This is a genomic window from Mycolicibacterium austroafricanum (assembly GCF_000612725.1).
In the GTDB taxonomy this organism is placed as follows: domain Bacteria; phylum Actinomycetota; class Actinomycetes; order Mycobacteriales; family Mycobacteriaceae; genus Mycobacterium; species Mycobacterium austroafricanum.
In genome coordinates, this window is record NZ_HG964451.1 from 159943 (window position 1) to 179662 (window position 19720).

The following is a 19720-nucleotide window of genomic DNA, read 5'->3' on the forward strand; positions in this document are numbered from 1 at the left end:
AGAAGCGATGGCGGCGACGTCAGTCCTCGGCAGGCCGCAGCACGGCCAGGACAATCAGGATCGGGATCCAGAAATCGAGCAGCAGCGACCAGTTCTCGATGTGGTAGTTGCCGAACTCGGCGCGGTCGGCGATCGAGGTCTGCCCGCGCAGGCCGTGCGCTTGCCCCCAGCCCGTCATCCCGGCTTTGCCGCCATGCCGCTGGCCGTAGCGCCGGATCTGTATGTCGAACATTTCGACGAACTGCGGCCGCTCGGGTCGCGGCCCGACCAGGCTCATGTCGCCGCGCACCACGTTGATCAGTTGAGGCAGTTCGTCCATCGACGTCTTGCGCATGACCTGCCGATGCGGGTGCGTCGGTCGTCTCCCTCCACTCCCCCGGGCGCGGCGCCCGCGTCGGGGGTGAAGCCCGCGTCGGCGGGATCCGGGGGCCGCATGGTGCGGAATTTCAGGCAGCGAAAGACCTTGCCGTCGCGGCCGATGCGGTCCTGGCCGAAGAACACGGGGCCCGGCGAGCTGAGTCTGACCAGCAACGCGAGCGTGAGGAACAGCGGCGAGATGAGCAGCAGACCGAGCGCGGCCAGTGAGCGGTCCAACGCGTGCTTGACGGCGAACTGCCACCCTTTCGGATCGGCGCGGTTGAGCACCAGCAGCGGGATGCCGCCCAGGTGTTCGACGCGGGCGTTGACGCCGACGGCATCCATCAGCCGGGGCACCACCCGGACCCGCAGGCCGAGCTCCTCGGCGTGCTGGGCGGTCAGCGCCAGCCGCTCATCGGGCGTCGACGACGGCGCGACGATGAGGTCGTCAGCGTGCGTGCGGCGCACTGCGTTCTCGAGATCGGCGGTGGTTCCCAAGTAGGGCACGTCGGGCAGGCCGCCGCCCGGCGGCGTGTCGTCAAGCACCCCGACCGGGTGCAGCCCGTACTCCGGCGACTGGCGCATCCGATGGATGAGCTGACGGGTGAGCGGCCCGGTGCCGATGACGATGGCATTGGTTCCGAACCGGAAACGACGGCGCAGGTAGCGCTGCGTCAGTGACCTGACGAGACGGACACCGGGTACCAGCACGGCTGCACACACCCACAGCTTCACTGCGACCTCGCCGGGGCGCACGTAGTCGCCGGGCGCCTCGCCCGCGGCGAGGCGGGGTTCCTCCAGAAGCACCAAGGCCAGGGTCACAAGTGCGGCCACCGACACTGACGTCAGCACGGGTTCCAGCTCGTCGAGGAAGTGGGGACTGAGCCTGTGCCGGTACAGCCGCCGGGAGGCGAGGACAAGCACGAGGATCGGGACGAACTCCCAGACCCACATCGCAATGTGGCGCTCGAAGATCGGGCCGGAGGTCCACCACAGGGCCAGCACCACGGAGCACGCGGCTGCCGCGAGGTCCAAGACGACGGTGACAGTCCGGTGCCCGGGCTCCTTGCGCAGATCTTTGAACCATCGGGACGAGTTCGGGGTATCGCCGCGTGCCGGCGATGTCTCGGCATTCAACCGCGGCACCGTGGGGCTATCGCTGGGCGCGCGGGCCGCCGCGTCGAAATTCGCCTGCATACTCCAGCCCCCCGGACAGATTCTGGAAGAAACTGTAGGGACGCTGTGGGTGGCGGTGCAGCGGATTACGCGGGCGTCATATTTGCTTCATGATTCTTGTCTGGTCCGTGCTACTCCGGAATCACGCGAGTGGACCGGGCTAAGTGTCGCGCTACGCTGATGCGGCGACGGCAAAGTAAGGGTTAGCCCCTTCCGCTCCAACCAGCCCACTGTCCCGCCTGACCGGCACGGGTGGCGGGTTGTCATCCCTTAATGGCGCCGTCAGTGTTCCAACGCTTCGGGTGCCAGCAGCTTTCGGCGCCGCCGGGGGGATCATCCACTTTGATAGGGCGCGTCCCCGACATGGAAAAGCTGCGGAACGCACTCTGTCGCACACCGCGGACTCGCCGGATGGCCTACCTCAATACGCGCCTGAATGGCTGAGCATCGCCCTGACTGTCTTGATCGCGATGATCAAGTCAGAGATCATCGACCAGTTCTCGACGTAGAACAGGTCCAGACGAACCGAATCTTCCCAGGAGAGATCGGATCGTCCACTGACCTGCCACAGGCCGGTGATGCCGGGCCGGACGAGGAGGCGCTTCATCGCGTGGTCGTCGTAGGTCTCGACTTCGCGCGCCAGCGGCGGGCGCGGCCCGACGACACTCATGTCGCGCTTGAGCACGTTGATGAACTGGGGCAGCTCATCGATGCTGTACTTGCGCAGGAGCCGCCCCACTGGGGTGACGCGGGGGTCTTGGCGGATCTTGAAGAGCACGCCGCCTTCACTCTCGTTCTGAGCCGCGAGTTTGTCGACCATCTTGTCCGCACCATCGACCATGGTGCGGAACTTGATCATCTGGAACGGCTTGCCATCCAGGCCGATTCGCTCCTGACGATAGAAGACCGGCCCCCGGCTAGTAAACTTCACCGCGACGCCGACCGCGAGCAGGACGGGTAGCCCGAAGAGCAACACGGTGCTGGAAAACACAATGTCGAAGAACCGCTTCTGAAAACGCTTGGCACCGTTGTATTGCGGCTTTTCGACGTGGATCAGTGGCAGTCCGGCGACCGGGCGCATCTGCAAGCGTGGGCCTGCGATATCGACAACACCGGGTGAGACGAGTAGGTCGATGTCGAGGCTTTCGAGCTCCCAGGACAGGTCGCGGATGCCGCGGCCGTCGAGGCGCTCGGTGGCGGTGACGGCGACGGCATGGCTGCCGGTGATGCGGACCGCGTCGACGACGTCGGATTCGTCGCCATAGGTGGGCACAGCTCCGACGCCCGGGACGTCGACCCGGTCGCGCCGCATAGGGCCGGGCAGGCATGCGCCGACCACCTGGTACTCGGACCCCGGTTCTCGAGCCAAAGACTTGGTGAGGTCACGCACTGCAGATGGGCTGCCGACTACCAGAACGCGGGTGATACAACTGCCATTCTTCTTGCGAGCCCTGACGACGACCTGACGAGCGAACCAGCGACCGAGGGCGAGGAACATAAGGCCGGCGGGCAGCGCGATCACGAGGTAACCGCGGGCGATCTCGAGTTTGAAAAGCATCGAGATGATGGCGACGCCGCCGAACACCGACAACGTGGCCAACCAGACGCGGCGGTACTCCTCGGCGCCGGCTCCGATCACGCGCGGTGAACGAGAACGGTTAATGGACAGGGCTAGCATCCAGAGGGCCGCGATCGCAGCGGAGACAACGGTGTAATCGATGTATCGATAAGCCGATACCTCGCCGCTCAGCCCACCGAACCGAAGCCACTGCGCCAACCCCACCGCTAGCAGAACGCCCAACAAATCGATCGCTACGAGGCGCCGCGCGTAACCTTGCTGCCACGCTGGCAGCCTGTTCGGTATCGGAACGATGTTTGCTGCGACTGCCAGCCGATCATTAACCGCCGTCACGTATTCCCCCACACGTTTTCCCCCTTGCGCAGGAACTTTATCCCAACGCGACCGCACTTCTCAAGGCGTATGGATAGTTCGCTCAGCAACGTAACACGGAGAGCCCGTTCAGACTCCCAAAATTCACGTACGCGTTACGTCCGAAAGCCGTGCAGCAACGAGGCCACGGTGGCTCACGCACAAGAGTCGGCGAGACCCGACCGCTCGTCGTTCTGGAGCGGGCCACTGCCGCCCTGCGCAGCGATCATCATTCGACGCGAGGAGACGACCGCCAACAGAGGTCAACGACAGCGACCAACAATTCCGCAATCCGCAACCCGACAGCCGCGAAAACCTCGGAGCTCTGACCAATTGGGTCGGGGATGTCCAGCAGCTCACTGTTGGTCAGCTCGGGGCGCATTGCCGAGAGGTCTGCGACCGTCTCCGCGCCGCAATTGGAAACGAGCAGGGATACTTCGCTCAACGTAAAGGTTTGGTGCAGTCTGTTCGGAACGAGTTCCAGCACACCGTCTCGATGCGCCTTCGTCATGGTGACTATGAGGTCAGCACCCGAAGCGACTCTGGACGTGAGTTGCCGGGCAGCGAAGCCGGAGGCATCACCACCCAGCTGCTCAAGCACGAGAGCCGCCTCCCGGTGCACCTCGTGGCCAATCACCGCCCGAGTTCCTGCACTAGACACGGTGAACCCCGGAATCTGCAGCCTTCGCCCATGAGCAGCCGCGAGCCGCTCCGCAATCGGCGATCGACAGATGTTTCCCGTACAGACAAAAAGAATGTGCAGAGCAGTCCCCTCACTGCCATTTCGGCACGTGCAGTACATGTCGCCGGACAACCGGTGCGGAGGTCGCGAATAGGCCGCTCCCCACAAGATGCGCGATTATTGCGCGACCGAATAGTAGTTGGCGATAGTGACCTTCTCACGCGACACGGGCGTTCGGCCGCACACGGAAGGCCCCATAGTGACCGATATGCGACGATGGCGCGGTGCGGGGGATAATCTTGGCAGGAGGTGCAGGCACGCGTCTGCATCCGATCACGCTCGGGGTTTCAAAGCAGCTGATACCTGTCTACGACAAACCGATGGTTTACTACCCGTTGTCGACACTAATGCTGGCGGGCATCCGCGACATTCTGGTGATTACGACGCCACACGACGCCGCCAGCTTCAAGCGGTTGCTCGGCGACGGCTCCCAATTCGGGATCTCGCTGACCTATGCCCAGCAGCCCTCACCGGATGGCCTCGCCCAAGCGTTCACGATCGGCGCGGATTTCATCGGTTCCGACAGTGTCGCACTTATTCTGGGAGACAATCTGCTGTACGGCCCAGGGCTGGGGACACAACTCAGATGCTTCAACACCGTCCATGGCGGTGCAATCTTCGCCTACTGGGTGGCTGAACCTTCGGCCTACGGAGTGATCGAGTTCGACGCCAGCGGTCTGGCGGTGTCACTGGAGGAGAAGCCCAAGAAGCCAAAGAGCAACTACGCCGTGCCAGGGCTCTACTTCTACGACAATGATGTCGTCGCCATCGCGGCGGCACTTACTCCGAGTGACCGTGGAGAATACGAGATCACCGACGTCAACCGCACCTACCTCGAGCAGGGCCGATTGCAGGTTCAGATGCTGCCGCGGGGCACCGCATGGTTGGATACTGGGACGTTCGACCAGATGACCGACGCCGCCGAGTACGTGCGCACGATGGAACGGCGCACCGGCCTGAAGATCGGGGCGCCCGAGGAAATCGCTTGGCGGCAAGGGTATCTCAGTGACGACGAGCTGCGTAAGCGAGCGGAGATGCTGATCAAATCGGGCTATGGCGCCTACCTCCTGGATCTGCTGGACAGGCGCCGCTAGTGGCACGACTGCTCGTGACCGGGGGTGCAGGTTTCATCGGCTCGAATTTCGCCCACTTCGTGGTTAACCACACCGACCACACCGTGATTGTCCTCGACAAACTGACCTACGCCGGTAACCGGGCCTCGTTGGCCGGTTTGCCCGACGACCGTGTCCAGTTCGTTCACGGGGATATCAGCAATGGCCAACTGGTCGACGACCTAATGAGCAGCGCCGACGCGGTTGTCCACTATGCCGCCGAGTCCCACAACGACAACTCCCTAGATGATCCGCGTCCGTTCCTGCGCACCAACTTGGTTGGCACGTTCACCCTGCTGGAGGCCGCACGCAGGCACGGCACCCGCTTCCACCACATCTCAACCGACGAGGTGTACGGCGACCTGAAACTGGGTGATCCTCATCGTTTCACCGAAGAGACGCCGTACAACCCGTCGTCGCCATATTCGGCGACAAAGGCTGGCAGCGACCTGTTGGTCCGGGCGTGGGTGCGGTCATTCGGCGTACCTGCGACGATCTCGAACTGCTCCAACAACTACGGCCCTTATCAACACGTCGAAAAGTTCATCCCCCGCCAGATCACCAATGTGCTTCGGGGGCTTCGACCAAAGTTGTATGGCCAAGGGCGCAATGTGCGCGACTGGATTCATGCCGACGACCACTCCTCAGCGGTGCTGGCCATCTTGGACAGCGGGCGCATCGGTGAGACGTACTTGATCGGCGCGGACGGCGAGAAGGACAACAAGACAGTCGTCGAATTGATACTCACCATAATGGGCCAACCGGCGGATGCCTACGACCACGTCACGGACCGCGCCGGCCATGACCTGCGATATGCCATCAACCCCAGCAAACTGCGTGAGGAGCTCGGCTGGCAGCCGCGTTACCGCGACTTCGAGGATGGCCTGACGGCGACCATCGCGTGGTATCAGGACAACGAAGAATGGTGGGCTCCTACTAAGGACGCCACTGAGGCCTTCTACGCCAGGCTCGGGCAGTGAGCAGAGGAAGCGCCTGGTGACGTTGTACGGCAAAGTGTTACGCGTGGAGGCGACCCCGATCCCGGGATTGGTGGTTGTCGAGCTACCGGTACACGGCGACAACCGTGGTTGGTTCAAAGAGAACTGGCAGCGCGAGAAGATGATCGCCGCCGGATTGCCGGAGTTCGAGCCCGTCCAAAACAACGTGTCGTTCAACGACGTGGTCGGGACAACGCGCGGTATCCACGCCGAGCCGTGGGATAAGTTCGTCTCGGTCGCAACCGGCCGCATCTTCGGTGCATGGGTTGATCTACGGACAGGGCCGGAATTCGGGACGGTGTTTACCGCCCAACTCGATCCATCCCGCGCAGTGTTCGTCCCCCGCGGAGTCGGCAACGCGTTCCAAACGCTGGAACCGGACACCGCCTACATCTACTTAGTCAACGATCACTACTCCCCCGACGCGGTGTACACATTCCTCAATCTTGCCGATGAGACCGTTGCAATCAATTGGCCGATCCCCCTGGATCGGGCGGAACTATCCGCCAAGGATCGAGCCCATCCACGACTGGCAGACGTTGCCCCACTTCCACCGCGGAAGATCCTGATCCTTGGCGCCAATGGACAGTTGGGGCGAGCCCTGCGCGAAGTGTACGGCGCTGCTTCACACGTCGAATTCGCTGGGCGTTACGATCTTGACCTGACCACGTCGGACATCGCATCGGCTCGACGATGGGGCGAGTACGACGTCGTGATTAACGCCGCGGCTTACACCGCGGTAGATGCGGCAGAGACGCCGGAGGGACGCGAAGCTGCATGGGCTACCAACGTTACCGGCGTCTCCAAGCTCGCGAAAATCGCTGCTGCAAAAGGAATCATCTTTGTACACATCTCCAGCGACTATGTGTTTGACGGCACCACCACCCGAGCGTACAAGGAGAACGACCCGTTGTCTCCGCTGGGAGTCTATGGGCAGACGAAGGCTGCCGGGGATCACGTCGTGGCCACGGTGCCGCACCACTACATTGTTCGCACCTCGTGGGTGATCGGCGACGGCAGCAATTTCGTACGTACGATGCTGTCGCTAGCTCAACGAGGGATCAATCCATCCGTAGTCAACGACCAGTGGGGGCGGTTGACCTCCAGTTCGGACTTGGCCCGGGCAATACGGCACCTTCTCGAGACGCGCGCCCCATACGGGACATATAACGTGACCGGGTCCGGCGAACCCACCACATGGGCGGATATCGCGCGGCAGGTATTCAGCCTTGCCGGCCAGGACGCGAACAGGGTGAAGGGAATTAGCACTGAGGAGTACTTCGCATCTGCAAATGGTTCCGTAGCGCCCCGCCCACGCAACAGTGCTCTGGATCTAAGCAAGATCGAATCCACAGGCTACGGCCCGGTAGACGTCGACAAGTTCCTAGCCGCCTATGTCCAGTCGGCTGTAGGCTCGGCGGGACAGCGGCCAACTGCACGGATCGAGTGACCGGAGCGGTTGCGCCACAATGGCTTGGCGCTGCGCTAGGAGAAAGCGGATTAGCCCGTCGAATGCCGAGGCCTGCCCGCACAAACTCATGGATCTGGATTCCGCGGTTGCACAGCCTTCATCGCCGAGACATCGTAATCGATGCTCCTCGAAGCAGGCAGTGAGTTCTCAGGGAATGCGCTGCCCAGATAGCAGCGGGGCATGGCGGGAAAATTGAAATTGAGACTGCCAACGGCAACCTTGTTGTTGGACAAGGTGATTATCAGGTTGTTGAAGGATGTCGGTTTGTCTACTGCAGCCACCAGGACATCGTTGGCGTAGAGATTTCTGGGATTCGCCGCGTCGATATGCAGCCGCAAGGGTTGCGCCACGCTACCGAACGTTGCAATCACGTACCTCTCCCCCCGGACAGGAATGCCGGACAACTTGTATCGAATTCTCAATTGAGTTGTTTCATAGGGCAATTCGACTCCCGCAGACCCTTCGCCATGAATGCGCAGGAGGTTCGCGCCCAACCGCTCGCAACGCGCCGGTCCGGCCCCTCCCGGCATGACGAACATCTGCGGATCGGGGTTGCCGGGATCGAGGCACAACACTGGACCACCGGGGTCGATGCCGGCGTCATGCAAGAGACTCAATCCAAATCGCGCAGCCCACTTGTTGTATACGTACGACAAATTCTCAGCCGATAACGGCTTGTCATATATTCGCGCGTCATACATCTTCCCAGCGTAGCTACGAAGCTTCGACTGGCCGACGGGGCTACCGAAGCCAACGTGACCTCCGCTCAGGGGGATTGACGTCTCGTTATTAATGTGCGGCGATCCGCAAGTTACTGTGAACTCGGCAATATCCCTGCGCGCCATGATCAAACGATTGGCACCCGGAGCTGTACTCATTACCGAGTTCGCCACCAGCTTGCTGCAGAGGTTGACAATCGTTCCTCCCACAAAAGCGCCGATCGCCACGTCGTTGTCCCGTTCAGGGCTCAGACTAAAGGTGTATATGACGCCATCGATCGTGATGGTGAATCGCCCCGGGTTTGATGCACACCTGGTTACTGGTGTGCAGCCTCTGGCTGGGCTGTGTTTGTAGCGTAGTGGATGGTCTCGTACTCGGTCGGTGGGATGCGGCCCAGGCGGTGCATGAGCCGGTCGGTGTTGTACCAGTGCACCCACTCAGCGGTGAGCAGTTCGACGTCGGTCAGGCGGTGCAGCGGACCTCGCCGGAACGGTGAGTCGTCGCGGACGGCTTCGGTCTTGTAGAGCCCTATCGTCGTCTCGGCCAGAGCGTTGTCGAAGGCATCCCCGACTGTGCCGATCGACGCCACCAGTCCGGACAGCGCCAGGGTCTCGCCGAACCGCACGGAGGTGTATTGCGAGCCTGCATCGCTGTGGTGAATAGTATTGCCCAACAACGGATTACCTTCGTTTATTCGGAGTTGTGCGGCATGGTGGATCGCCTGGCGCGCGAACCTGTCTTCCTTGCTGGCTGAGCAGGTCCACCCGACGATCCGGCCCGCGAAGGCGTCGATGGCGAACGCGGTGTATACGAACGCTCCGCTGGCCAGGCGGACGTAAGTGAAGTCCGCCACCAGCAGTACGTTGGGGGCGGGCACCCGGAACTGGCGTTTGACCAGATCGGCTGCCCGCGCCGCGGCCGGGTCAGCGATCGTGGTGCGAACCTTTTTGCGGCGGGTGACCCCACGCCAGCCGTTGGCCCGCATCAGGCGTTCCACGGTGCAACGGGCCACGGCGATGCCCTGGCGTTGCAGGTGAGCCCACATCTTGGTGGCGCCGTACAACGACTCAGGTTTCCGGCGGCCGTGCTCGTCAGGTTCGTAGAAGCCGGCCAGCACTTCGGTGATCACGGTGTCCCAGAGGGTCCGCGCTGACGGGGGTCGGGTCAGCCAGGCATAGAAGGTTCTCGGGGCAATCTGGCAGCCGTGCTCGGTGAGCACGCGGCAGATCGGAGCGACCCCGAACCGAGCACGATGCTCGGCGATGAACGCACAGATCAGTGGTGTCGCGGGTCGCTCTCCCGCACGAAGAAACTTGTTGCCGCCTTGAGGATTTCGATGGTTTCCTCAAGCTCACGATTCTTACGCTTGAGCTCGCGCAACTCGCGCACCGTATCGGTGGGCACACCGTCACGGACCCCGGTATCCACCTCGGCCTGGTTCACCCAGCGGCGCAGCGATTCGTAGGACACCCCCAACCGCTTGGCCACCGCGCTGATACAGGCCGTGCGGCTGTCGTACTCCTCGGCATGGTCGGTGACCAACCGCACCGCCCGGGCCTTGAACTCGTCGTCGTACTTCCTCGGCATAATGCGAACAACCTTCCCTCGAAAGAAGGTGTGCATCAAACCCGGGGTGGTTCATGGTGTCACCATCTGCTGGCTGGTTGGTGAAGCGAACAGACCTGAAATGGCCTCTTGTCGACATGAGGATATCGCCCCCGCTTCCCACGTACAGGTGCACTGTCTGAGCGGAGTTATCAACAGTAGCCGCAACGAAGGTTGGCGTTTCGGGCTTCAGCGTAAATCCGTGTCGAAAATTGAGCGAACGAATCGCAAGCCCATCAAGATGTAGAACCTGGCCAAACGTCTCAGCACCAGCTGCACGGCTATCCATGATGGCGTCGCCACCTGTGTCCCATTCCAGCCAAGCTGTATATGTCACGCCTGATGACGCGACGAGCGAGATCCGTGACAAAACTTGGCTACGCGCGTCGAAGTCGTAATACATTCCGGCACTGTCTGATTGACGGGCAGGACGGGTCGGAGAACGGTCGGCATAGATGTTCACGCTTCGGGGATGGACGTAGGCAAGGTCATCCCTAGGCAACGGTGACACCCTGACAACTCGCAATGACCGACGAATGTCCACACCTACTCCACTGGTGTAGTTGATGTACAAGGCATCGTCTGGTCCCGCTATGAACTGCGGGTAGTTCATTGAGGTGTCCTTGCCAGAGAAGTTGACCCCTGGTACGAAATCATCAACTCCCTGTCTGCTCACAAACAGGGAGCCGTTACGCCGGCCAGTCAGCGACAACCTCTGGTTAGGTGTTTGGTCAGATCTCTGTGGATGATCCGCATGCACCATCACCCACCGACTCGCCGAGATACGGCGGGCAAAACCACGCGAGGACGGCACCAGCAGCTTCGTCGACACCGAGGATGAAAAGGTGTTACCTCCGTCCTTGCTCTCGGCGACCAATAGGAAGTCGGGATCCGCAGCGAGGGTGTTCAGGTTGCGGCTGTACACGTAGACATGGCCAGCCCGGCTCTGCACCACGAAGGGCTCCCATGCACAAAAATCCCCGAAGGCCGATGTATCGATCAAAGTCATCGACCAAGTACTGCCATCGGTGGTGCTCATGAGTGCATTGAACTTCAGCGAGCGTAGGAAACTGTCTGCCGCAGGCGTCTGATTCGACTCCGTTCGGCTGTAAATGGTGAGCGGGCAGACCAGAACACCATCAGCCAGAAAGATGGGGTTCTGACTGAAGAATGGCAACCAGTCGGATATCCCGCCATAGCTCGCACGCGCGCTCCGCCCGGGAGTGAGGTCGCCCGACGCTATTTGAGAAGTGATCGCCGCCAATCCATCGAACTCGAAGCGAAAGTTCGTCCACTTGCCCATTGGCGAAGCGAGTTTCGACACATACCCGTCTGCAGCAGTCCAAGTGCACCAAAGTTCTTCGCCCACGACTACTAAGTTCGGCTGCCATTGCAGGGCGGGACCGCCGATCGGATTCTCACAGTACGCACTGTCCCCAAACGGTCTGATTGCCGGCGTCCACTCAATCCCATTGGTTGACGTGGTGAGATAGATCTGCTGGCCCGGAGAGCCTTCAGTCATGCCCTCAGTGGTGCCATCCATCACCGCCCAGAACTTCCCGCCGTAGTACGCGAGAGACGAGTTCGAAACGTACGTGAGGCCGCTCGGGTCGTCATAGGGGTTCACCACCATGGTCGTGGTGATGTCGGGGTCATAGATCGCGTAGTCCATAGTCAACTTGCGTCTAGTCTTCGCGAGTCTGCCCGTCGCCACAAATCGGCTACGCCAGCCTGTGGCTTGTCCCGAGACTGCCGCAAGGTCGAGCTGCTTACGTCATCTCCTGCGTGGCCCTAGCGCACTCCTTCCAAGGCGGTCAGGAACAACGCACCCCAGTCAAGCCTTCTTTCGCAGCTTCCGACGCGGGTGAATTCAGGGCCGCATACTGCTGTGTGACGAGCGCCGACCGCAACAATCTAAACAAAACACCGTGCGACGGATTCGCTATCCACGCAAAACGTGGGGCCATACAGGTTGGGCATCAACCTGAAGGTTCGTTCGGCACCCGATGCGGCCCCGACGTGTGCAGCACCGCGACCGACATCTGGTCACGTGTCACTCTCGGATCCGCGATCTAGCCTCGCCGCATGTCCAACTCCGCCCGGCCGTGGCGGGTAACGCACATTGGGGCTAGCCTAAAGTCGTGATCGATCTGGGGGAATACGACACCGACAAGTCAGAGCTCTACCTCGACCGCTATACGCGGGAGTTCGGGCACCTGTTCGGAGAAGAGGTTGCACTTCTCGAGCTGGGCGTTCAACGCGGTGGCTCAATGTATCTCTGGCGAGATCTGTTTCCGTACGGGCAGATAGCAGGGCTGGACTTAAACCACATTCCTGTCGATGATGACTCTGGGCGCATCCACGTATATCAAGGATTCCAGCAGGACACGGCGGTTCTTAACCGCATCGGCTCTGAAGTGGCGCCTAAGGGCTTCGACATCATCATTGATGATGCCTCGCACCTTGGCGAGTACACCCGCGACTCTTTTTGGCATCTGTTCCGTCATCATCTAAAGCCTGGCGGTATATACGTCATCGACGATTGGGGTTGCGCCTATTGGAGCGATTGGGCGGACGGGCATCGCTACACTGGGCGTCGCGAAGCGATTGGCGATTTCGGGACTGACCAGGTCACTGATCCTCGCGAGGCAGGTATTCGCGAGCGTGTCCGCCGTTCTGTGCGGGGCGCTGCACGCCCGATCGCAGCCAAAGTTCCGCCGAAGTATCGTCCGACCCTGGAGAAGCTTTATATGCGCGTGGAGGGTGCTGCGATCCAGACACGATTTAAAAGTCACGACTACGGCATGGCGGGGGTCGTCAAACAACTCGTTGATGCGGTATCGATTGGTTCAATCGACCGAGGAAAAGTCTCCGTCGATAATCGAATCGAAAGTATCCATGTTTACGACGCCCAAGTATTCGTGCATAAGCGTAGGGACTGATCAACCACGCAATACATCAGCATTCCCACTCGATATTCGACCAACTATCTCTTGGTGCAACGCCGCACAATTTGTGCTCGCGCGTGTATCACTTCCTGCAATGAGGATTCATGCCCAGCCTGACCGATGACCGCCCGACTGTCCGGATACTCGGAACACACGGCGTGCCGGCGAACTACGGTGGGTTCGAAACCGCGGCAGAGAATGTCGCACGCTACCTTGTCGACCACGGCTGGCGCGCCATCGTGTATTGCCAAACGGACCACGGCGGCCCCATTTACGAGGACGAATGGAACGGCATCGACCGAGTGAACATCTCCGTGCCGGATCTCGGCTGGACCGGCACCGCCAAATTCGACTGGCTTTCGATCCGTCACGCCGTCAAGCACCGCGACGTGTGCCTGACCTTCGGCTACAACACCGGAATCTTTAACATCCTGCAGCGCGTGTACCGAGTTCCAAATGTTATCAACATGGATGGAATCGAATGGTCGCGCAAACGATGGGGCCTCTTTCGGCAGGCCATCCTCTACGTGAACGAGCGATTTGCGGCCCTCTTCGGCAACGAACTGATCGCCGATCACCCGGAACTTAACACCTACCTGCGGACCCGCGCTCCTGCTCGAAAGATCACGACGATTACGTACGGCGGATATCGAATCGACGACGCGCCAACAGTTTCGGTCGAAGCCGTGGGCCTGAGACCAAACAACTACCTCACGCTCATCGCTCGCCCAATCCCGGAGAACTCGATACTTGAACTCGTTCAAGGTTTCTCAGCGAAGAAGCGCGGAGTCCAGCTCGCCATCCTCGGGGACTATGACGGTGATTCTGACCCGTATCATCAGAAGGTACTCGATGTCGCCAGCGACGAAGTTGCTTTCCTAGGCGCCATCTACGATCCGGCGACAGTGCAAGCCCTTCGCTACCACTCGCTCGGATATTTACACGGGCACACCGTGGGCGGAACCAATCCCTCTCTCGTCGAAGCACTGGCCGCTGGCAATCCGGTAATTGCCCACGACAACAAGTACAACACCTGGGTGGCGGGAGATGCCGGGCTCTTCTTCAGCTCCGCCGCGGACGCCGAGAGGTGCATCGACGTCCTGCTGGGCGACCGGGATCTAGCCGAGGCCAAGAGCCGGAACGCGCTCAGTCGATTCGAAAGTGAATTCACCTGGGACCATGTGGCGGGGCAGTACGAAGCGTTGCTGCGAAAGAGCCTACGGCGGCGTCGGCTGCGCAAAGAACGAGTCTGAAGGGGAAAATGGTCAACGTCGGAATCATCGGCCTCGGGAAAATGGGTTTGTCTCAGTTCTCGATCATCAATGCACATCATGACGTCAAGGTCGTCGGCGTATGCGATTCAAGCAGTTACATTCTTGACATTCTTGGCAAGTACACCGGCGTAGACACCTATACCGACCTCGAGAAGATGTTGCAGTCGACCAATATGGATGCCGCGGTGATCTCCACGCCGTCGAAGTTCCACGCGCCGATGGTGCGCGACTGCCTCGAGCGCGGCATCCACGTGTTCTGCGAGAAACCGTTTTGCCTCGATCCAGCGGATTCAGCCGCCCTGGCTGACCTAGCGCGCCGGAAGAGTCTGGTCACTCAGGTTGGCTACCACAACCGCCATGTTGGAGCATTCGCCGAGGTCAAGAGACTGCTCGACCTTGGTGTCCTAGGACGTGTGACGCACGTTCTCGGTGAGGCGTACGGACCGGTAGTTCTTAAACCCAAAGGCAGCACATGGCGGAGCAAGAAGGACGAAGGCGGTGGCGCACTCTATGACTACGCGGCGCATCCGGCCGACTTGATGACTTGGTACTTCGGGCGCCCCATGTCTGTTTCCGGAACCGTTCTCGGACAGGTCTTTTCCTCGGAGACTGAAGACGAAGTGTTCACAACAGTGAGATGGCCGAGCGGCGTGAGCGGCCAGTTGTCGGTCAGTTGGTCGGACGAATCGCACCGAAAGATGACGACGCGGGTGTCGATCTGGGGCACTAACGGCAAGATCTTCGCTGACCGCCAGGAAGTCCAGGTGTATCTACGCGACGACGCGCTGGCACCAAACGGGTACGGGAAGGGTTGGACGGTTCGCTACACGACCGAACTTACCAACGACGTCGACTTTTACGTTCGCGGCGAGGAATACTCAGCCCAACTGGACACGTGGTTGAAGCGGGTCAGCGAGCACGCCGTGTCCGGTTCTTCGGATTTCACCGAGGCGTGCATCACCGACGAACTGCTGTATGCAATCCTCCACAGCGTGGACGGCAGCGTTCGCACCCTCGGCAGTCAAAGCGACGATCGTGACCGGCCGCCCGAGAAGATTCCGCGGGTGCTGAGTTGGTTCAGGCACCGCCGTCGTGCAGGTGGCACGCGCGTCGGAAGGAACAGATGAACAATGGATCGCCTCCTTTTTGGTGACAACCAGTTCTTCGGCGTTAACCATATGTCAGAAGAGAAGGCACGCGCCCAGGCAATGCGGTTCCAGTCGACCGACGCCATCATTTCGGTGCTCGACGCCGCCTACGACGCCGGGGTGACGACGTTCATGTGCACTACGCATGACCGAATCGCCGATGTGGCCGACCGAATCCGGGCAAACCCCGAACGCTACGACAAGCAGCAGTTCTTTCCTTGTATGCCCTATGCCCATAAGTACGCAAACGCGATGGCCGAGGTCGGCACCTTCGGTGCGATCCGCCAGTTCCTTCCCGATGGCGGCTTCCTCGATGCGGCTATGCGCGGTGGAAAGTCGTTTGCCCGCAAGGATATCGAAGGCGTGATCACACTTCTGATCGACGCCGAGATGAAGATGTTCGTAGACCTCAAGACTCCGGTCGTGTTCCTGCAGAACGTCGTGGTCGATTTCCTACTCGGTATGGGTTTCACCGAGGCCTTCCGGATCTTCGCCGAGCACGTAACAAAGAAATACGACGCGGACCCAGGCTTCATCACGATGAACATGCCGCGCCTACTCGACGCTCTAGACACCGTCGGGGTCGAAAACCCGATCGTCTGCTCAAACATCAACAAAATCGGGTTCCGCATGTCCGGGGGTATCGACAGTTACATCGACGCCCTGAGCAATCGAAAGTTCCGGGCGGTGGCGATGTCCGTGTTCGCCTCCGGGGCCATCCGCCCCGATGAGGCGATCGAATGGGTGGCGAATCTACCCAACATCGAATCGATCGTCTTCGGCGCATCGAGCCGGGCCAATATCGAGTCCACGGCCGAACTGGTCAAGAAGTACTGGCCGACCTCTTAAGAAAGCACTCATTGGCCTTTCGTATGAGCGACAACGAGATACTAATCCTAAACCCGCTGAAATCGACTCTAAGGCACTACGAACGTGAACTTGTCAACACGCTAAAGGTCGCGGGTTATCACTCCGTCAGCATGATCCCCGTCGTCCAAGCTGATGGAGTATCTGGCATAAAAGAGAGACTGCGGATTGCGGCCGCCAGTCTGATTGAGCGCACTCGCCTCGGTTTATCCATCCGAGGCCAATTGATCATTGTTACTTGGCCGATGTTCGGATACCTCGACCCGCTTTCGCTCTGGATTCTATGCCGACGTAATAGAGTTCACTTTATCCTGCATGACCCGACGCCACTTCGCCACGAACTCGGCCACTCACGCCTGTCGCGACATCTGTTCAAATTGGCGATCATAACCACGCACAGTCAGGTTATCTATCACACGGAGTTGGCGCAGAAGACCGGGCAACTGCTGTGTGGCATCTCGGGCGTCATTGCACCGCACCCGATCCTCACCAGCCCAACCAAACACAATTCGCCCACAATTGTATCCGTAGGTAACCACACAATTAGGGTTCTCGGACAGTACAAACAGACGCGGGCTGTCGGAGCCCTCGAAGCAATCGCCAGAGACAATGCCAGAGGGTTCCGTCTGGAGATTCACGGAAGAGGGTGGCCTCCAGTAAAAGGCTGGGCGGTATCCGACAGATTCGTATCCGAGGGAGCTTTCGACTCACTGCTCCAATCATCGAACTGCGTTGTCATTCCCTATGATTCGTTCTTCCAGAGCGGTGTCGCCGTTCGCAGCTTGGAGCACGGCGTGCCTGTTGTCGCACCAAGGCACGAACATATCGTCGAGCTGTACGGCTCCGACTGGCCCGGGTTGGTGGATAACGAAAATGATTGGTACGAAGCGATTCTGCGTGTGCTAGCAGCTGACCGGAGGAGCCTTGAGAAACGCGTCGACGAAGTACGCACAAGTACTGGTCATGGGTGGTCAAAAATTCTCGACCGCCAAACCTAGGCTGGGCTAACCGCCGAACTCACCTTGGGTAGCCCCGCGGATCCCTGCACCGATTACGAACACCGCGCCAGCGTCTGGTTCGTGAGCACGCGGTAGCCCTTGACGCGACGTTGTAACGAAGAGGACGCGGTAATCATCACCCCCGAAAGCGCACGAACTTGGCTGACTTACACCAGGTATAACGATCGTCTCTACGAGTCGACCAAACTCGTCATAGTGGTTGACAGCGCCAGCACCCCATAGCGCTATCCATAGGCCGCCGGCCTCATCAATCGCCATCCCGTCAGGAACACCTTGCACGACATCGCCAAGATCTATGTGTGTCCTACGGTCTAGCCATGCCCCAGACTGAGGATCAACGGTAAACAAGTCGACGCGACGCGTCGGGGAATCGACGTAGAAGACGCGTGTCCCATCCGCAGACCATTGGACCCCGTTCGAGATAGAGACTGGGGAGAGGAGCGGCGTGACCTCCCGATCCGGTGTCACGCGGTAGACAGCACCCGCTCCTGGTCGACCATCGTGCGCCATCGTGCCAATAATGAAGTTGCCCAATGGGTCACATCCACCGTCGTTGGTCCTTACCGTGGGATCATCGACCACCTCCGCGATGCTCTCGAAATTCGAGAGTGAATCGTCTACGACGGCAAGCCCGTGCTCGGTTGCCACGATGAAGCCCGCCTGCACTCGACGCCTAATGACAGTGGCAACCCGACCGGGCACCGCGTAGCGCTCCACCACACCGTCACCACCGACCGCGACCACAGCGGGCGCGAGAACATCCATACAGAGGAGCCGACCACTACGAGAATCCCAGAAAGGCCCCTCACCGTGATAGGCGAACGATTCTGTCAACCGTTCAGCGCAGCGCATGGAAATCCCCTGTGGTATCTCGTTGGCTCCGATGATACCCACAGCGGTTCGCATCCATCGGGTCACGTTGCGGTTCGTCCGCGCGTTCCGTTTTCTGCCCGTGCCTTCGATCTGAATCCCAGGCGCGATCTGCAACAGTTGGACTCAAGATCAACGTGTTAGATTTCACGGGTGTCGTCGATGCGGTCAGCCTTAATATCCCACCTCCCACATCATGTCGCCACGCGGCTGCGCGCTATGAAGCGTTTGTTAATGCGGAATTGGGTCGACGAGGCCGAGATAATCGCCAAACTCGCCCCCACCGGGCCCGGTTCAGTGCTGGTCGACGTTGGCGCCCACCACGGTGCCGTTACTACTATGTTCTTGGAAAAAGGGTGGTCTGTAGTCGCATACGAGCCGGACCCCAACAACCGTGCGCAATTCGAGCATGTTGTCGGCACCGACAGCCGGGTTCAACTATCGACTGCCGCGGTGTCAGACAAATCCACGGGATCTGCATCCCTCTTTACATCATCAGTGTCGACCGGCATCAGCACTCTCGCTGCGTTTGATGAGTCACATGAACCTACAGCGATCGTAGACGTCGTCACCCTGGCCGCAGATCTCCCTGCACGCGGTATCGATCGCGTAGATTTCTTGAAGGTCGACATTGAGGGATTCGATTTTTTCGCGCTACAGGGCTTCGACTGGAGTTACGCACCACGGTTCGTTCTCTACGAGTTCGAGAACCGGAAAACCGTTCCCCTTGGCTACTCATTGACCGACAGTAGTTCGTATGTGGCCGAACACGGATATCACCTAGTGTACTCAGTTTGGGAACCAATCGTCGAGTACGGCACCCGCCACCGCTGGCGTGGACTCTTCCGCAATCCGCCATCGGACGTAGCTGATTGTTGGGGAAATATTTTGGGTTTTCACATAGAGGCCGACGCTGAGTTGTGTTTACAGAAGTTCGCCACCCGCTCGTCACGGTTCTTCCATCGGTGTGGCCGTGCCTGAAAGGGCCAGAGTGTTGTGCGCTTCCCGCAGGTTGACGAACCTACCGTTGAGCTGACTGAGAGATTAAATTGGCGATCACTCTATTGCGATATTTTCTGCCACTGATGCGATGAGCCCCCGCTATTCATCGCCGCCTCGTGTGCGGCTTCTCCGTGTCTTGAGAAAGTTCGTCAACTCCGGATTGGACATCGTCCGAACCCCCATCCGCCGACCTGAAGTCTTGGTCGTAACCGGAGGAGCGTCGCCTTCTAAGGCGGGCGAAGTCGAGTCACGTCTGCGGTTTCTGTTCAGCCATATCAATAAGCCACTCAAGATCCGACGAACATCTAGAGCAGCTCCTCTTTCGTACCTGCGTTACACAGCGGTCGTCGCGGCTGATTCAACGGCCATCGGGAGCTTTGCTGTGCAACACATACGGTGGGTCGCGGACCTCGATTATCAGACGAACCCCACAGATGGTTGGACACTGATGGACCTTGGTGCTGCGATTACCGGCACCCCC

General features: G+C 59.9%; 14 protein-coding genes and 2 pseudogenes. 9 read left to right on the plus strand and 7 right to left on the minus strand.

What is annotated here, in order from left to right; genetic code table 11:
• Nucleotides 1-19 precede the first annotated feature (19 nt).
• The 3 genes and pseudogenes from BN976_RS07460 to BN976_RS07470 all read right to left on the minus strand — a co-directional run bounded on the left by BN976_RS07460 (nt 20) and on the right by BN976_RS07470 (nt 4265).
• A pseudogene (locus BN976_RS07460) lies at nt 20-1554 on the minus strand (sugar transferase).
• Between the two features lie 400 nt (nt 1555-1954).
• The gene (locus tag BN976_RS07465; RefSeq protein ID WP_036370396.1) at nt 1955-3445 is read right to left on the minus strand and encodes a sugar transferase; all 1491 of its coding nucleotides are present in this window, start codon (nt 3443-3445) and stop codon (nt 1955-1957) included.
• Between the two features lie 247 nt (nt 3446-3692).
• On the minus strand, nt 3693-4265 hold the full coding sequence (locus tag BN976_RS07470) for an arsenate reductase/protein-tyrosine-phosphatase family protein (protein WP_051558357.1): 573 nt from the start codon (nt 4263-4265) through the stop codon (nt 3693-3695).
• Between the two features lie 164 nt (nt 4266-4429).
• Between BN976_RS07470 and rfbA the strand changes: the two genes are divergently transcribed.
• Genes rfbA through rfbD form a run of 3 tightly spaced genes read left to right on the plus strand, consistent with a single transcriptional unit; the run spans nt 4430 to nt 7765 of the window.
• Nucleotides 4430-5299 (plus strand): glucose-1-phosphate thymidylyltransferase RfbA, encoded by an 870-nt coding sequence (gene rfbA, locus BN976_RS07475; RefSeq protein WP_036369612.1) that lies wholly within the window; start codon nt 4430-4432, stop codon nt 5297-5299.
• Nucleotides 5299-6297, plus strand: a complete 999-nt coding sequence (gene rfbB / locus BN976_RS07480) for a dTDP-glucose 4,6-dehydratase (protein WP_036369615.1) — start codon at nt 5299-5301, stop codon at nt 6295-6297. The genes rfbA and rfbB overlap by 1 nt, the downstream gene beginning before the upstream one ends.
• Before the next feature lie 16 nt (nt 6298-6313).
• Nucleotides 6314-7765, plus strand: coding sequence for a dTDP-4-dehydrorhamnose reductase (gene rfbD, locus BN976_RS07485; RefSeq protein ID WP_036369627.1), 1452 nt, complete (start codon nt 6314-6316; stop codon nt 7763-7765).
• An 86-nt stretch (nt 7766-7851) separates the two neighbouring features.
• Here the strand turns inward: rfbD and BN976_RS33540 are convergent, their stop codons facing one another.
• The 3 genes and pseudogenes from BN976_RS33540 to BN976_RS34305 form a co-directional block, all read right to left on the minus strand.
• Nucleotides 7852-8733 carry a hypothetical protein gene (locus BN976_RS33540; RefSeq protein WP_145977928.1) on the minus strand — a complete coding sequence of 294 codons (882 nt, stop codon included), beginning with the start codon at nt 8731-8733 and terminating at the stop codon, nt 7852-7854.
• 89 nt (nt 8734-8822) lie between these two features.
• Nucleotides 8823-10093, minus strand: a protein-coding gene (locus BN976_RS07490; RefSeq protein WP_109489571.1) for an IS3 family transposase whose coding sequence is annotated in 2 segments (ribosomal slippage) — nt 8823-9820 and nt 9820-10093 — 1272 coding nt in all. Because the reading frame shifts where the segments join, the coding sequence is not laid out codon by codon here.
• 598 nt (nt 10094-10691) lie between these two features.
• Nucleotides 10692-11783, minus strand: a pseudogene (locus tag BN976_RS34305) (sialidase family protein); the annotation flags it as partial.
• Nucleotides 11784-12252: 469 nt separating this feature from the next.
• On the opposite strand from BN976_RS34305, the gene BN976_RS07500 reads away from it, so the two are divergent.
• The 5 genes from BN976_RS07500 to BN976_RS33545 all read left to right on the plus strand — a co-directional run bounded on the left by BN976_RS07500 (nt 12253) and on the right by BN976_RS33545 (nt 17346).
• The gene (locus BN976_RS07500; protein WP_051558358.1) at nt 12253-13053 is read left to right on the plus strand and encodes a class I SAM-dependent methyltransferase; all 801 of its coding nucleotides are present in this window, start codon (nt 12253-12255) and stop codon (nt 13051-13053) included.
• Between the two features lie 110 nt (nt 13054-13163).
• Nucleotides 13164-14312 (plus strand): DUF1972 domain-containing protein, encoded by a 1149-nt coding sequence (locus tag BN976_RS07505; protein WP_036369637.1) that lies wholly within the window; start codon nt 13164-13166, stop codon nt 14310-14312.
• A gap of 8 nt (nt 14313-14320) precedes the next feature.
• Nucleotides 14321-15460: a Gfo/Idh/MocA family protein gene (locus BN976_RS07510; RefSeq protein ID WP_084182244.1), complete on the plus strand. Its 1140-nt coding sequence runs from the start codon at nt 14321-14323 to the stop codon at nt 15458-15460.
• A 3-nt stretch (nt 15461-15463) separates the two neighbouring features.
• Nucleotides 15464-16330 carry a hypothetical protein gene (locus BN976_RS07515; protein WP_036369640.1) on the plus strand — a complete coding sequence of 289 codons (867 nt, stop codon included), beginning with the start codon at nt 15464-15466 and terminating at the stop codon, nt 16328-16330.
• A 23-nt stretch (nt 16331-16353) separates the two neighbouring features.
• Nucleotides 16354-17346: a glycosyltransferase gene (locus BN976_RS33545; protein WP_145977929.1), complete on the plus strand. Its 993-nt coding sequence runs from the start codon at nt 16354-16356 to the stop codon at nt 17344-17346.
• 6 nt (nt 17347-17352) lie between these two features.
• Here the strand turns inward: BN976_RS33545 and BN976_RS32490 are convergent, their stop codons facing one another.
• Entirely contained in the window at nt 17353-18273 is a 921-nt protein-coding gene (locus tag BN976_RS32490) for an SMP-30/gluconolactonase/LRE family protein (protein ID WP_322787916.1), read from the minus strand.
• A 183-nt stretch (nt 18274-18456) separates the two neighbouring features.
• On the opposite strand from BN976_RS32490, the gene BN976_RS32495 reads away from it, so the two are divergent.
• Complete coding sequence (locus tag BN976_RS32495; RefSeq protein WP_158498010.1) at nt 18457-19218, plus strand: FkbM family methyltransferase; 762 nt, start codon at nt 18457-18459, stop codon at nt 19216-19218.
• Nucleotides 19219-19720: the final 502 nt, after the last annotated feature.

What these genes read in the sequence shown, in the direction of transcription:
- BN976_RS07470 (WP_051558357.1), bottom strand. Translation starts at nt 4,265, where the DNA reads ATGTACTGCACGTGCCGAAATGGCAGTGAGGGGACTGCTCTGCACATT.
- BN976_RS07505 (WP_036369637.1), top strand. Translation starts at nt 13,164, where the DNA reads ATGCCCAGCCTGACCGATGACCGCCCGACTGTCCGGATACTCGGAACA.
- BN976_RS07510 (WP_084182244.1), top strand. Translation starts at nt 14,321, where the DNA reads ATGGTCAACGTCGGAATCATCGGCCTCGGGAAAATGGGTTTGTCTCAG.
- BN976_RS07515 (WP_036369640.1), top strand. Translation starts at nt 15,464, where the DNA reads ATGGATCGCCTCCTTTTTGGTGACAACCAGTTCTTCGGCGTTAACCAT.
- BN976_RS33545 (WP_145977929.1), top strand. Translation starts at nt 16,354, where the DNA reads ATGAGCGACAACGAGATACTAATCCTAAACCCGCTGAAATCGACTCTA.
- BN976_RS32490 (WP_322787916.1), bottom strand. Translation starts at nt 18,273, where the DNA reads ATGCGAACCGCTGTGGGTATCATCGGAGCCAACGAGATACCACAGGGG.
- BN976_RS32495 (WP_158498010.1), top strand. Translation starts at nt 18,457, where the DNA reads ATGAAGCGTTTGTTAATGCGGAATTGGGTCGACGAGGCCGAGATAATC.